The following is a 13,931-nucleotide window of genomic DNA, read 5'->3' on the forward strand; positions in this document are numbered from 1 at the left end:
GTCCGCTCCCTCACCCGATGGCTGCCCACCAGCATCCATCATCGCGTCCCAGCACCGAGACGCGGCCCGCGAGGCCGGCGGGCAGCCAGCCGGTGAGCCGTTCGAGCTCCTTGCCGACCACGACCAGCGCCGTGCCGGGATCCGCGGACAGGTCGTCCAGCAACACCGGCACGTCCACCGCGCTGAAGTCCACATCGGACACCGGCCGCCCCGCCGTGTCCCGGTGCGGCCGGACGATCCGCCAGCCCTCGTGGCGCTCCCACGGGACTTCCTCCGCGGGCAACAACGCCATGAACTCGTCCGCCGCCACGGACGGCGACACCAGCGCGATCGTCCCGCCGAACCGCCCGGCCAGCGTGCTCAGCCGCAGCGGGTGCTCGAACCTCCTCGGCTCCGCCCTCGTCCGCACGTACGGCACTCCCAGCCGCCGCGCGACCCGTTCGACGGTGGCGTGCACGCCGTCCTCCAGCGCGGCCACCACCAGCTCGACGTCCCGCGACCGGTTGAGCGCGTCCGGCAACGCGAGCTGCGCCACCGTGAACCCCGCCATCACCCCGATGTCGGGCACCAGCCGACTCGGCACCGTCAGCTCGACCAGCACGTTCGAGCCCCAGCCCGACGTGTCGACCTCGGCGTTGACCCGCCTCTCCACCAGGTCGGACAGCGGCTGCCAGTAGACCGTGCGCGGCCGCTCACGCGTGACCGGACCCGCCCACCACGGCGTTCCGGTCACCACGTCGGCCCAATAGACGTGAATCACGAATTCCCCCAGAATCCATCGACCTGGAGTTTATGGGCCGGCGCCGACGCGCCGCTGTCGTATCACTGGCGCGACCGGAGGAGCTCTCGAACCGTCTCCTCGATGCCGTCGACCCTCTTGAGCGCCGTCTCGTGGTCGGCCCCGTCGTCCTCCCTGGCGAGCGTGTAGATCACCCCGCCCGCGCTGGCGACGTGGTCCGGGACCCACACGACGCCGCGTTGCTCGAGCAGTCCGGCCACGCTGTCGTCGGTGAGCTGGTTGTTGGCGGGTCCGACGATCAGCCGGACGTCCAGCCGTGCCACCGTTTCGGGGCTCAGCACGCCACCCACCGCGGCCGGCACGAGCACGTCGGCCTCGACCTGGTACGCCTGAGCCGGGTGCACCCAGCCGAACTCGCCCGTCCGCCTGCTTTCGTCCACATCGGACACGACGATCTCGGCGCCTTCGAGTCCTCGCGCGATCAGCTCGCCCACCGAGCCGAACCCGCTGATCACGACCTTCTTCCCGGTCAGGTCGTGCGTCCCGAAGACGTGCTGTGAAGCCGCTTTCAGCGCGGCCAGCACACCTCGCGCCGTCGGTCCGCTCGACGAACCCGTGCCGCCCTGCTCCTCCGGCAGGCAGTAGGCGTGCGGGGTGAGCTCCCGGAGCACCGCCATGTCGTCCGGACCTGTGCCGACGTCCGGTCCCGCGCGGTAGGCGCCGGCGAACTCGTTGATCAGGTCGGCGTGGTCGAGCAGCACCTCGCGGCGCAGTCGTTGCGTCAGCGGCCGGTCGACCACGATCACGCTTTTGGCCCCGCCGTGGGGAATTCCGGCGGCCGCGCACTTGAGCGTCATCGCCTTCGAGAGCCGCAGGACGTCCGTGACGGCGTCGGTGATCTGGTCGTAGGACTTCATCCGGCACCCGCCGACCGCTGGTCCCGCCTCGGTCGAGTGCAGCGCGACCATCGTGGTCATCCCCGACCGCCTCCCGGTGCGGACAACCAGCTGTTCGTGTTCCCACATCTGCGTTCCTCCCGAACTTCCGCCATGCTCTGGCCTTGAAGTTAGGGTGATCACCAGCTTGTTAGTCGCTCTGCCGAACGTTGTTCGGCAGAGGAGTTCGGGGAGTGAGATGGACGAACTTGATTCGGCGATCGTGCGGGAACTGCAGCGCGATGCCCGGCAGTCGAACCGCGACATCGCGCGAAAGGTGGGCGTGGCGCCGTCGACGAGCCTCGAACGCATCCGGCTGCTGCGCGAACGCGGCGTGATCCGCGGCTACCACGCCGACATCGCCCCGTCCGCGCTGAACCGCGGCGTGCAGGCGCTGGTGTCGGTGCAGATCCGCCCGTTGAGCCGAGTCGTCATCGACAACTTCAAGACCTTCGCGGCCGGGCTGCCCGAGGTGACGGCGGTGTTCGTGATGGCGGGCAGCGACGACTTCGTCATCCACGTGAGTGCTCAGGACAACGAGCACCTGCACGCGTTCCTGGTCGACCGGCTGAGCCAGCGCAAGGAGATCGTCGGCTGGCGCACGTCGATCATCTTCCAGCACCTGGCGAAGCACGACCCGGCGCCGCTGCCGGAAGCCTGACAGCGGCGCCGGTCCGTCAGCTCGCGTTGCTGGAGTGCCCGGGGAAGAGGTGCGCCGCGGGGTTGAGCGCGACCGCGATGTTGTTGACCGCCGTCGCCGCCTCCCCGAACCCTGTGGCGATGAGCTTGACCTTGCCGGGGTACTGCGCGACGTCGCCGGCCGCGTAGACCCGGTCCAGCTTGGTCTTCATCGTGGTGTCGACGACCACAGCGCGGTGGTCGAGCTCCAGCCCCCACGACTCGATCGGCCCGAGGTCGGCCGTGAACCCGAGCGCCGCGACCACGGTCTGCGCGGGCAACGTCTTCACGTCCTCACCCTTGACCTGGACGTCCACTTCGGACAGCGGCTCGCCGCGCAACGCCAGCACCTCGGCGTCCGTGATGATCTCGACGCCGAGCTCCCGCACCTGCCGCACGGTCGCCGCGTGGGCCCGGAAGTTGGCCCTGCGGTGGACGATCGAGACGCTGGCGGCGATCGGGTGCAGCGCCAGCGCCCAGTCGAACGCCGAGTCGCCACCGCCCACGATCACCACGTGCTGCCCGGCGTGCTCGGCGAGGACCGGCACGAAGTGCACCATCCCGCGCCCCAGCCAACCGTCACCCGCGGGCAGCGGCCGCGGGTTGAACTCGCCCATGCCGGCCGTGATCAGCACGGCCCTGGCGTTGATCACCGACCCGTCCGCGAGACCGATCCGCAGACCGTCCTCAATGGACTCACAGGTGCGGGCCTGATGCCCGAGCAGATATGTCGGCTTGAACTGCGCGGCCTGCTCCACGAGACCGTTGACGAGATCGCGCCCGCGCACCGCGGGAAACCCGGCCACGTCGAAAATCATCTTCTCCGGATACATCGCGGTCACCTGACCGCCCGGTTCCGGCAGCGCGTCGACCACGGCGACGTTCAGCTCCCGGAAGCCCGCGTAATAAGCGGCGAACAACCCCGTGGGACCAGCGCCCACGATGAGGAGGTCGACGTCACGCTCCATGAGTGGTGCCCTTCTGCCAGTGGTGGGTGGCAGTGCTGTGATCGACCATAGAGACTCGAAGGCATGTCTGAACAGGAGTACCGCGTCGAGCACGACACGATGGGTGAGGTCCGCGTGCCGGTCGACGCATTGTGGCGCGCCCAAACCCAACGCGCGGTCGAGAACTTCCCGATTTCCGGTCGAGGCCTCGAACGCGCCCAGATCCGAGCCCTGGGCCTGCTCAAGGGCGCCGCGGCCAGGGTCAACGCCCAACTGGGCGTCCTGGACGCCGACGTGGCCTCAGCCATCGCCACCGCCGCCGACGAGGTGGCCGCCGGTTCCTGGGACGACCACTTCCCGGTGGACGTCTTCCAGACGGGTTCCGGCACGTCCTCGAACATGAACGCCAACGAGGTCATCGCCACCCTGGCCACCCGCTCCCTGGGCCGCGACGTGCACCCGAACGACCACGTCAACGCCTCGCAGTCGTCCAACGACACCTTTCCCACCACCCTGCGCGTGGCCGCCACCGAGGCCGTCGTCCACGACGTGATCCCTGCCTTCGAGCACCTTCTCGGCGTGCTGGAATCGCGTTCGTCGGAGTGGTCCGACCTGGTCAAATCCGGCCGCACGCACCTGATGGACGCCGTGCCCGTGACCCTGGGCCAGGAAGCCGGCGCCTGGGCCTCCCAGGTGAGGTACTCGGTGGAGCGGTTGCGGTCCTCCGTGCCCCGCCTGGCCGAGCTCCCGATCGGCGGCACCGCGGTCGGCTCGGGCCTGAACGCACCTGAGGGTTTCGGTGCTTTGGTGGCTGCCGAACTGGCGTCTGCCACCGGCCTGCCCCTGGTCGAGGCCCGCGACCACTTCGAGGCCCAGGCCACCCAGGACGGCGTGGTCGAGATCTCGGGCCAGCTCCGCGCCTCGGCCGTGGCCCTGTTCAAAATCGCCAACGACCTCCGCTGGCTCGGCTCCGGCCCCCGCACGGGTCTGGGCGAACTGGCCCTGCCCGACCTCCAGCCCGGCTCGTCGATCATGCCCGGCAAGGTCAACCCGGTGATCTCCGAAGCCACGATGATGGTGGTGGCCCAGGTCATCGGCAACGACGCCACCGTCGCCTTCGCCGGCTCGCAGGGCAACTTCCAGCTCAACGTGATGCTGCCGGTCATCGCCCGCAACGTCCTGGAGTCCTCCCGCCTGCTCGCGGCCGTGGCCCGCCTGCTGGCCGACAAGGTCCTGGTCGGGGCTGAGCCGCAGGTCGCGCAGATGAGCGAGTACGCCGAGTCGTCGCCGTCGATCGTCACGCCGTTGAACCGCTACCTCGGCTACGAGGAGGCGGCGTCGATCGCCAAGCAGTCGCTGAAGGAGCGCAAGACGATCCGTGAGGTGGTGCTGGAGCGGGGGCACGTGCCGTCGAAGCTGAGCGAGGAGCAGCTGGACGCGGCCCTGGACGTGCTGCACATGGCCCGCGGCGGCCGCTGAACGCGGGTGGAGCCGCTTGCCTGGCGGCTCCACCACCATTCCCCAGCGAATCCACCTGCAAGCGCCCGCGAAGCGACGACCGCGACGCCCTCACCTTTGGTGCCGGAGGTGCCACCAAAGATCTTCAATCACCTTCCCCAGACGAGAGTTGTCCTCAGGGCTGAAGTCCGGCAGTGGGGCGCCGGCTGCGATGTGTTCGCCGAAGCCGTACAACGCGGCGTGCAGGGCCTCGACCGTGGCCCGGTCCATCTCGATGCGAATGCCGTCGGCATCGTGCGGCATCACATTGCGCTCGTCGAACAGTGCGGCGTCAACCGTGCCCATGTCCAGATACGCGACCGGCCGACCGCCGGGCTTGAGGCCGCGGTCCGCAAGTTGCTTGCTGGTGGCCAGCCCGCGAGGCGCGCTGCCGGGTCTGTAGATCGGCTTGCCGTCAGCTGCGGTGGGCCGCTCGAGAGCCATGCCTTCGACGGTACAAATCGGCATACGCCTGCACGACCGCTGGTGAGGTGATCTCCAGCAGTTCATTAGACGGCACATCACCGGGTCAGGAGTACATCGCGAGCCAGATGGCGATGTAGTGGCAGATCGCCGCCACCACGGTCGCAGCGTGGAAGAACTCGTGATACCCGAACACCTGCGGCCAGGGATTGGGCCACCGAGTCGCGTAGAACACCGCGCCAACCGTGTAAAGCGCCCCACCCACCAGCAGCAACACCAACGCGGCAACCCCGGCGTGGTGCAGCAGCTCAGGCAGCACGAAGACCGCGACCCACCCGAGAGCGATGTAGATCGGCACCCCGAGCCACCGCGGCGCGTGCGGCCAGGCCATCTTCAGCGTCACACCGGACAACGCCCCGATCCACACCACCCACAGCACGACGTACCCGGTCCCCGGATCCATCGCCAGCAAGGCGAACGGTGTGTACGTCCCGGCGATGAACACGAAGATCATCGAGTGGTCGAGGCGCTTCATCCACGTGCGCACGCGGTCGGACTCCCACGTGACGCGGTGGTAGAGCGCCGAGACGCCGAACAGGCCGAGGACTGTCAGGCCGTAGACCGAAGTGGCCAGCGCGGCGCGGGCAGACACTGTGGACGCTGCCAGAGCGATCAGTGTCGCGCCTGTCGCCACCGAAGTGATGAAGGACCAGAGGTGCAGCCAACCACGAAGGCGCGGCCGCAGTCCGGGCTGTGGAGGGGTGGTCGCAGTGGTCACAGGGACCTAGGTTACGCGACCGTAGGTTTCCTACCGCGACTCAGTGATGAACGTTGCACGGCGTACGCTGTTCGGACGTGGCACTCCGCACCCGTGTGAAAGACGTCGCTATCCACCTCTACGAGTGGATTCTCCGGCGCGAGCTGAGCGCGAACCCGCAGGTGCCCAAGCACGTTGGCGTGGTCCTCGACGGCAACCGCAGGTGGGCCCGCGAGGCCGGGTTCACGGACGTCGCGCACGGGCATCGGGCCGGCGCGCGCAAGATCCTCGAGCTCCTCGAGTGGTGCGCTGACGCCAAAGTGGAGGTCGTCACGCTCTGGATGCTGAGCACCGACAACCTCAACCGCGACATCGAGGAACTGGCCCCGTTGCTGGACATCATCGCGGACATCACCGATGAGCTGGCCGAGGACGACAAGCCGTGGCGCGTACGGCACGTCGGCGCGATCGACATGCTGCCCGCGGAGCACGCCGAGAGGCTCACCAACGCCGCGAACAAGACCAAGAACCGCACCGGCATCCAGGTCAACGTCGCCGTCGCGTACGGCGGCAGGCAGGAGATCGCGGACGCCGTGCGGAAGCTGCTGCAGGCGCACGCCGAGCGCGGTGGCACCATCGAGGAACTGGCCGAGGTGCTCGACGTCGACCACATCGCGGAGCACCTCTACACGTCTGGCCAGCCGGACCCCGACCTGATCATCCGCACGTCCGGTGAGCAGCGGCTCTCCGGGTTCATGCTCTGGCAGTCGGCGCACTCGGAGTTCTGGTTCTGCGAGGCGTACTGGCCGGGCTTCCGGCGCACCGACTTCCTGCGGGCCATGCGCGAGTACGCCAAGCGCCACCGCCGCTACGGGAACTGAACGCGAAAGGGGGCGCTCACCGCGAGGTGAGCGCCCCCTTTCGCGGGCAAGACGAGATCAGTCGTCGTGGCCCCAGTCGTCGCCGTCCTCGATGCCGCCGGCCGCGCAGGTCTCGGTGATGGAGGGCGAGTTCACCGGAACCGCGCCACCCAGCACACCGACGTTGTTGCCACACGCGCCCACAACACCGTTGAGGTTGTTGGCGTTGCCGACGATCAGCAGCGGCGCGTTCTCCCACTCGTGGCCCTGAACGGCCATCGCCGGGGAACCAACAGCCAGGAATGCGGCAGCCACACCGAGGGCGGCGCCAGCCTTCTTCAGCACGATTTTCTCCTCATGAAGGTTTAAAACGGGGAAAACGCGTCTGGGGGCGCCAGAAATGACGCCCCCAGACGTGGAACTAAAGGGAGATCAGCCCTCGTCGACGATGCCGCCGGCGGCGCACGTCTCGGTGATCGACGGCGAGTTGATCGGCACGGCGCCGCCCAGGACACCGACGTTGTTGCCGCAGGCACCGATCGTGCCGTTGAGGTTGTTGCCGTTCAGCAGAACCAGCAGCGGGCCGTTCTTCCAGTGGTGTCCGCGGTGGCCGTGGCCTTCGCCCGCCATGGCGGCCGGGGCGAACGCGAGGGACAGCGCAGCTGCGGCGACAACCGCGGCACAAGCCTTCTTCACGTCATTCTCCTTCATGTCGGGTCTTCCCCGTCATTTCCGGAGTCTTCGGGGATCTCCGGAGCGGTGGGGTCTCCGGGCGGAGACGCTATCGGTGAAGATCTCGATTGGCGGCCCGCATGACCCCATTGTGTGACGCCAAGATCAACAACAATCCCCGATCAGGTGGTCGTCGTTTCACGATTCGGTCGCGAGTAAGTCGCTGTGGTAGACGCTCTACGCTCTCCCACTTATGGACGCCAACGAGCTGGTGCGCGGATATCTGGTGCTGGGGCTGCGGCTCGGGCGCCTGGTGTCCGGGTTCGTCGACTCGTTCACCGGCGACCCGGCGCTGAGCCGCTCCGTCGACAACGAGCCGCGCCTCGCCCCCAAGGCGCTGGCGCAGCACGCGCGGCAGCTCGCGCGGGAACTTCCCGGCACCGACCTCGCTGACCAGCGCAAACAGTTCCTCCAGGCGCATCTCACCGCGTTGGAGTGCACCGCGCGCAAGCTCGCCGGCGAGCGCATCACGTTCGTCGACGAGGTCGAGCGGTACTTCCAGGTCCGCATTCGCCCTGGTGACGAGGACGGGTACGCGCTGGCCCACCGCAAGCTCGACGCGACCCTCGAAGGCCCCGGCTCGCTCACCGACCGCCTCAACGCCTTCCGCGCGGCCGACGAGGTGCCCGTGCGCCGGCTCCAGGGCGCCGTACAGGCCCTTTCCAGCGCCCTGAGGGACCGCGTGCGGCACAAGTACGCGCTGCCCGAGCAGGAGATCGTCGAGTACCAGATCGTCACGAACAAGCCGTGGAGCGGCTTCAACTACTACCTCGGCGGCTACCGCAGCCGGGTCGCGATCAACGCCGACCTCGGCCACCGCATGTCGAACCTGCCGCACCTGGTGGCGCACGAGTCGTATCCGGGCCACCACACCGAGCACTGCCGCAAGGACGCGGGCCTGGTCGCCAAGCGCGGCCACGCCGAGCAGTCGATCTTCCTGATCAACACGCCGCAGTGCCTGATGGCCGAGGGCATGGCGGACCTGGGCCTGCACGCCGCGGTCGGGCCGGGCTGGGGCGTCTGGACCGAGCAGATCTTCCGCGACCTCGGGTTGCGAATGGACGGCGAACTGTCCGAAAAGGTGGAATCGGCGACATCCGGCCTGCTCACCGTGCGACAGGACGCCGCGCTGCTGCTACACGATCGTGGTGCGGATCAGGATGACGTGGTTGCGCATCTGCGCAGGTGGCTGCTAGTCCCCGAGCGTCGCGCCCGGCAGATGGTTCGTTTTCTGGCGGACCCTCTGTGGCGCGCGTACACCACGACGTACGTCGAAGGGGTGCGTCTCGTGAGGGCCTGGTTGGACGTTCGGGCGCCCGGAGAGTCGCTCGACTCCCGGTATCTGAGACTTCTCGACGAGCCGTTGGTGCCGAATTCACTCGAATCCCAGGTGCGTGACGGACTGTCGTGGCTGGCTCGCAACACCCACGAAAACACCATCTGAGCAGGTAGAACACGTCTGCGGTCATGTTTCGGCCAGCTTTCCGGCAGATGACAAGTTCGGATTCACCTGTGTGGCTTCATGCATACGGGGCACTCCCGCAGGTAACTTCAAAAGTGGCGGGACGCGACCACTGCGGACCGCGCAGGGAGGTCCTGATCGTGGCTGACAACGTCGCGAGGGGGCCGGCACCCGGCCCTCGTGGTCGACCTGCCTGACGCCTCACCGGCGGAAGGCAAGACGATCAATCAGGGTTGTGCCTGGCCCAGCGAGGAGCGGACGCGGGTGCCGCGTTCGTGAGGGAGTTGCCGTGAACGCACGACGTCCCGCGAGCCGTTCCTCAGGCTCATCGCGCAGTTCCTCCCCCAGGCGCAAGTCCGCCGCCCCAGCGATCACCACATATGTGCTGGACACGTCGGTACTGCTGTCCGATCCACTCGCACCCACCCGGTTCGCGGAGCACGAGGTCGTGCTGCCGCTCGTGGTGATCAGCGAGCTGGAGGGCAAGCGCCACCACCCCGAACTGGGCTGGTTCGCGAGGGAAGCGCTGCGACTGCTCGACGACCTGCGCTTGCGGCATGGTCGCCTCGATTCGCCAATCCCCATCGGGGATCTGGGAGGCACCTTGCACGTCGAGCTCAACCACTCCGACCAGGAGGTGTTGCCATCAGGTTTCCGAACGGACTCCAACGACGCCCGGATCCTCGCTTGCTCCCTCAACCTCGCTGCTGAGGGACGCAACGTCACTCTCGTGACGAAGGACATGCCGCTGCGGGTCAAGGCCGGATCGGTCGGCCTGCAGGCGGAGGAGTACCGGGCGCACGACGTCACCCTGTCAGGCTGGACGGGAATGTCCGATCTGGACGTTCCGCAGTCCCTGGTGGACAGCCTGTTCAAGGAGAACGTCGTCGACCCGACCCAGTACGAGGACCTGGAGCACATCGCGGAACTGCCCTGCCACACCGGAATCCGATTGCTGGCGGGCACCTCAAGTGCGCTGGGCAGGGTGACCGCGGACAAGAAGATCAGGCTGGTGCGCGGGGATCGGGAGGCGTTCGGACTGCACGGAAGGTCCGCTGAGCAGCGGATCGCACTGGATCTGCTGCTCGACTCGGAGGTCGGCATCGTCTCGCTGGGCGGACGTGCGGGCACCGGGAAGTCGGCACTGGCGCTGTGCGCCGGTCTCGAAGCAGTGATGGAACGCAGGCAGCACCGCAAGGTCGTGGTGTTTCGGCCGTTGTACGCGGTCGGTGGCCAGGAGCTCGGCTACCTCCCCGGTAGCGAGAACGAGAAGATGGGGCCGTGGGCGCAGGCGGTGTTCGACACCCTCGGCGCGCTGGTGAGCCAGGCGGTGGTGGAAGAGGTGATGGACCGCGGGATGCTCGAGGTCCTGCCCCTCACCCACATCCGCGGCCGCTCGCTGCACGACTCCTTCGTGATCGTGGACGAGGCGCAGTCGTTGGAGCGCAACGTGTTGCTGACCGTGCTGTCCAGACTGGGCAGCAACTCGCGGGTGGTGCTGACGCACGACGTGGCGCAGCGCGACAACCTGCGGGTGGGCCGGCACGACGGCGTGGCGGCGGTGATCGAGAAGCTGAAGGGCCACCCGCTCTTCGCTCACGTCACCCTGACCCGCTCGGAGCGTTCGCCGATCGCGGCTCTCGTCACCGAGATGCTGGAGGACTACGCCTCGTAGATGAGCCATGAACGGCGCTTTTGTGGACCTGAAGTCCGCGAAAGCGCCGTTCATGGTTTCTAGTCCAGGGCGCGCTTCATGAAGCCGCGCAGGCCGAGGCCGCCGAAGCCCGCGATCGCCACCACGAGCACGAGCAGCACGATCGGCAGCGGGATGTGCGGCACGTTCGGCACCAGCTCCGCGCGCATGCCCTCGCTCACGTAGGTCAGCGGGTTGAGCGCGCAGATCACCTTGAACCACAGCAGATCGTCGCTCAGCGACCGCCACGGGAACTGCGAGGAACCCGTGAACAGCAACGGCGTCAGGATCACCGCGAACATCACGTTGACCCGGCGCGCGGGCACCGACGTGCCGATGACCAGGCCGACCGCGCCGCCCGCCAGACAGCCGAGGACGATCACCACGAGCGCGCCGGGAATCCCCGACCACGCCCAGGAAACGTCGAGCATCACGAACCCGACCGGCACCATCAGCACGGCCGCGAAGAATCCGCGGACCGCGCCGAACACGATCTTCTCCACCGCCACGAGCGGGATGGAGATCGGCGCGAGCAGCCGGTCCTCGATCTCGCGCGTCCAGGAGAAGTCGAGCACCAGCGGCAGCGTGGTGTTCTGCAGAGCGCCCAGGAACCCGTTCATCGCGATGATGCCGGGTAACAGCACCTGCGCGAAGTCGTCCTGGACGTACCCGATGTCCCCCAGCACCTTCGCGAAGATGAAGAGGATGAAGAACGGCTGGATGATCACCTGCGCGAGAAAGCTCGGCAGCTCGCGGCCCGTGACGAAGACGTCGCGCCACAGGATCGCCTGGAACGTCCTGAGTTGGCTCACCGCAGCTCCCTGCCGGTCAGGTGGATGAAGACGTCCTCGAGACTGGGCTTGCCGATCGCGACGTCGCTGACGACGACGTCGAGGTCCCGCATCACGTTCAGCACGGCGGGCAAGGTGATCGCGGTGTCGCTGTCGGTGTAGACGCGGAACATGCCGCTCACCTCCTCGACCCGCTGCACACCGTCCACTTCGGACAGTTCTTGGCTGATCTTCCCGATCTCGTGGCCGTTCAGGCCGACCGTGACGCTGACCGTGTTGCTGCCGGGCAGGCTCTTCGTCAGCTCGGCCGGCGTGTCCAGCGTGAGCAGCTTGCCGTGGTCGACGATGCCGACGCGGTCGCACAGCTTGGTGGCCTCGTCCATGTCGTGCGTGGTGAGCACGACCGTGACGCCGTCGGCATGCAGTGCTGCGACGCGTTCGTGGACGAAGAGCCTGGCCTGCGGGTCGAGTCCGGTGCTCGGTTCGTCCAGGAACAGCACCTTCGGGCGGTGCATCAGCGCGCGGGCGATCATCAGCCGTTGCGCCTGCCCGCCGGACAACGTGTCGACGAGTGCGTTCTGATGGTCTTTGAGACCCATCCGTTCGAGGATGTCGTCGGCGAGCTTCTTGCGCTCGGTCGGCCCGATGCCGTGATAGGCCGCGTGGAACAGCAGGTTCTGCCGCGCGTTGAGCGAGCGGTCGAGGTTGTTGCGCTGCGGCACGACGGCGAGCAGCTGCCGTGCGCGCTTGGAGTCCGCGACCACGTCGACGCCCTCCACGAACGCCTGCCCCGAGGTGGGGCGGACGCGCGTGGTCAGGACGCCGACCGTGGTCGTCTTGCCCGCGCCGTTCGGCCCGAGCAATCCGAAGACCTCACCGCGGCGGACGGTGAAGCTCAATCCGTCCACCGCCGGTTTTTGTCCGATTTTATAGACTTTGCGGAGTTCTCTTACTTCTACCGCTTCGTCCATCGTCACCATCCCCCTGGCAACGGCCTGCCTTCCGCGAACCCAGCCGCCGACTGGATGCCGAGAACAGCCCTGGAGTGGAATTCCTCGAGCGAGGTCGCTCCGGCGTACGTGCAGGCCGAGCGAACGCCGGAGGTTATCGCGTCGAGCAGATCCTCCACGCTCGGGCGCACCGGGTCCAAGCGCATTTTCGACGTGGAGATGCCTTCTTCGAACAGCCCCTTCTTCGCCCGGTCGAACGCGTTGTCGCTCCTCGTCCGCGCCGTCACAGCGCGCTTCGACGCCATTCCGAACGATTCTTTGTAGAGGTTTCCGCGCTCGTCGCGCTGCAGGTCACCGGGCGATTCGTAGGTGCCGGCGAACCAGCTGCCGACCATGACGCTGCTGGCCCCCGCCGCGAGCGCCAACGCCACGTCGCGCGGGTGCCGCACACCGCCGTCGGCCCACACGTGCTTGCCGAGCTTCCGCGCCTCGGCGGCGCACTCCGCCACCGCGCTGAACTGCGGCCTGCCCACGCCGGTCATCATCCGCGTGGTGCACATGGCGCCCGGCCCGACACCGACCTTGATGATGTCCGCGCCGGCCTCGACCAGGTCCCGCACGCCCTCCGCGGTGACGACGTTGCCCGCCGCGATCGGCACGCCGGGGTTGGCGTCCTTCACGGCCCTGAGCGCGGTGAGCATCTTGTCCTGGTGCCCGTGCGCGGTATCCACGACGAGAACGTCCACACCGGCCTTGACCAGCGCTTCCGCCTTGGCCCGCACATCGCCGTTGACCCCGACCGCGGCCGCGATCCGCAGCTTGCCGGCGTCGTCGGTGGCAGGCCGGTAGACCTCCGCCCGCAACGCCGTCAGCTCGGTCAGCACACCGCTGAGCCGCAGGTCGTCGTCGATGCCGAGCGCGATCTTGTGCGCGCTGTGGTGCAGCTGGTCGAAGACGTCCTGCGGCAACGTGCCGAGCGGCAGCTTCAGCACGTCGGTGTTCATCACGTCCCCGAGGCGCGCGAACCGGTCGACGCCCGTGAGCGCCGCCTCGTCGACAACGCCGAGCGGCCGCCCCCCGTCGTCCACGACGACGACCGCCCCGTGCGCCCGCTTGTGCAGCAGGTTCCACGCGTCCGCGACCGCGTCACCCGTGGTGAGCGTGAGCGGGGTGTCCCAGATCGGATGCCGCTCCTTGACCCACGCGATGATCTCCGCGACCGCCTCGGTCGGCACGTCCTGCGGGATGACGACGAGCCCGCCGCGCCGCGCGATGGTCTCCGCCATCCGCCGCCCGGCCACGGCCGTCATGTTCGCCACGACGATCGGGATGGTGGCCCCGGTGCCGTCCGAAGTGGAGAGATCGACGCCGAACCGCGACTCCACGGCACTGCGGCCGGGAACGAGGAACACGTCGTCGTAGGTCAGGTCGTAAGAGGGTCGATGCCCTTCGATGAACCGCACGTGC

15 protein-coding genes are annotated in these 13,931 nt (G+C 68.0%); 5 read left to right on the forward strand and 10 right to left on the reverse strand.

What is annotated here, in order from left to right:
• Positions 1–10: 10 nt before the first annotated feature.
• Both G7043_RS08755 and G7043_RS08760 read right to left on the reverse strand, forming a co-directional pair.
• Positions 11–760: a hypothetical protein gene (locus G7043_RS08755; protein WP_166045091.1), complete on the reverse strand. Its 750-nt coding sequence runs from the start codon at positions 758–760 to the stop codon at positions 11–13.
• Positions 761–822: 62 nt separating this feature from the next.
• Complete coding sequence (locus G7043_RS08760) at positions 823–1,764, reverse strand: Glu/Leu/Phe/Val dehydrogenase (RefSeq protein WP_166045092.1); 942 nt, start codon at positions 1,762–1,764, stop codon at positions 823–825.
• A 109-nt stretch (positions 1,765–1,873) separates the two neighbouring features.
• On the opposite strand from G7043_RS08760, the gene G7043_RS08765 reads away from it, so the two are divergent.
• On the forward strand, positions 1,874–2,335 hold the full coding sequence (locus G7043_RS08765) for an Lrp/AsnC family transcriptional regulator (RefSeq protein WP_166045093.1): 462 nt from the start codon (positions 1,874–1,876) through the stop codon (positions 2,333–2,335).
• 16 nt (positions 2,336–2,351) lie between these two features.
• Here G7043_RS08765 and G7043_RS08770 read toward each other — a convergent pair whose 3' ends face one another.
• Positions 2,352–3,320, reverse strand: a complete 969-nt coding sequence (locus G7043_RS08770) for an NAD(P)/FAD-dependent oxidoreductase (RefSeq protein WP_166045094.1) — start codon at positions 3,318–3,320, stop codon at positions 2,352–2,354.
• Between the two features lie 63 nt (positions 3,321–3,383).
• On the opposite strand from G7043_RS08770, the gene G7043_RS08775 reads away from it, so the two are divergent.
• Positions 3,384–4,778: a class II fumarate hydratase gene (locus G7043_RS08775; protein ID WP_166045095.1), complete on the forward strand. Its 1,395-nt coding sequence runs from the start codon at positions 3,384–3,386 to the stop codon at positions 4,776–4,778.
• Positions 4,779–4,868: 90 nt separating this feature from the next.
• Here the strand turns inward: G7043_RS08775 and G7043_RS08780 are convergent, their stop codons facing one another.
• Together G7043_RS08780 and trhA are read right to left on the reverse strand one after the other, a co-directional pair.
• Positions 4,869–5,240, reverse strand: a complete 372-nt coding sequence (locus G7043_RS08780) for a hypothetical protein (RefSeq protein ID WP_166045096.1) — start codon at positions 5,238–5,240, stop codon at positions 4,869–4,871.
• Between the two features lie 85 nt (positions 5,241–5,325).
• Positions 5,326–5,997, reverse strand: coding sequence for a PAQR family membrane homeostasis protein TrhA (gene trhA, locus G7043_RS08785; RefSeq protein WP_166045097.1), 672 nt, complete (start codon positions 5,995–5,997; stop codon positions 5,326–5,328).
• Between the two features lie 77 nt (positions 5,998–6,074).
• Here trhA and G7043_RS08790 point away from each other — a divergent pair, with 77 nt between their 5' ends.
• A complete protein-coding gene (locus G7043_RS08790) occupies positions 6,075–6,857 on the forward strand; it encodes an isoprenyl transferase (RefSeq protein WP_166045098.1) in 783 nt (260 codons plus the stop codon).
• Between the two features lie 57 nt (positions 6,858–6,914).
• Here G7043_RS08790 and G7043_RS08795 read toward each other — a convergent pair whose 3' ends face one another.
• Positions 6,915–7,181: a hypothetical protein gene (locus G7043_RS08795; RefSeq protein ID WP_166045099.1), complete on the reverse strand. Its 267-nt coding sequence runs from the start codon at positions 7,179–7,181 to the stop codon at positions 6,915–6,917.
• Positions 7,182–7,268: 87 nt separating this feature from the next.
• On the reverse strand, positions 7,269–7,532 hold the full coding sequence (locus tag G7043_RS08800; protein WP_313887761.1) for a hypothetical protein: 264 nt from the start codon (positions 7,530–7,532) through the stop codon (positions 7,269–7,271).
• A 229-nt stretch (positions 7,533–7,761) separates the two neighbouring features.
• Between G7043_RS08800 and G7043_RS08805 the strand changes: the two genes are divergently transcribed.
• Both G7043_RS08805 and G7043_RS08810 read left to right on the forward strand, forming a co-directional pair.
• Entirely contained in the window at positions 7,762–9,012 is a 1,251-nt protein-coding gene (locus tag G7043_RS08805; protein WP_166045101.1) for a DUF885 domain-containing protein, read from the forward strand.
• 400 nt (positions 9,013–9,412) lie between these two features.
• Positions 9,413–10,705 (forward strand): PhoH family protein, encoded by a 1,293-nt coding sequence (locus G7043_RS08810; protein ID WP_390827111.1) that lies wholly within the window; start codon positions 9,413–9,415, stop codon positions 10,703–10,705.
• Positions 10,706–10,764: 59 nt separating this feature from the next.
• On the opposite strand, the gene G7043_RS08815 is transcribed toward G7043_RS08810, so the two are convergent.
• Genes G7043_RS08815 through G7043_RS08825 form a run of 3 tightly spaced genes read right to left on the reverse strand, consistent with a single transcriptional unit; the run spans position 10,765 to position 13,927 of the window.
• Positions 10,765–11,535 (reverse strand): ABC transporter permease, encoded by a 771-nt coding sequence (locus tag G7043_RS08815; protein WP_166045103.1) that lies wholly within the window; start codon positions 11,533–11,535, stop codon positions 10,765–10,767.
• Positions 11,532–12,485: an ABC transporter ATP-binding protein gene (locus G7043_RS08820; RefSeq protein ID WP_166045104.1), complete on the reverse strand. Its 954-nt coding sequence runs from the start codon at positions 12,483–12,485 to the stop codon at positions 11,532–11,534. Before G7043_RS08820 ends, G7043_RS08815 begins: the two co-directional genes overlap by 4 nt.
• 2 nt (positions 12,486–12,487) lie before the next feature.
• On the reverse strand, positions 12,488–13,927 hold the full coding sequence (locus G7043_RS08825; RefSeq protein ID WP_166045105.1) for a GuaB1 family IMP dehydrogenase-related protein: 1,440 nt from the start codon (positions 13,925–13,927) through the stop codon (positions 12,488–12,490).
• Positions 13,928–13,931: the final 4 nt, after the last annotated feature.

Source organism: Lentzea alba (genome assembly GCF_011067745.1).
Classification (GTDB): Bacteria; Actinomycetota; Actinomycetes; order Mycobacteriales; family Pseudonocardiaceae; genus Lentzea; species Lentzea alba.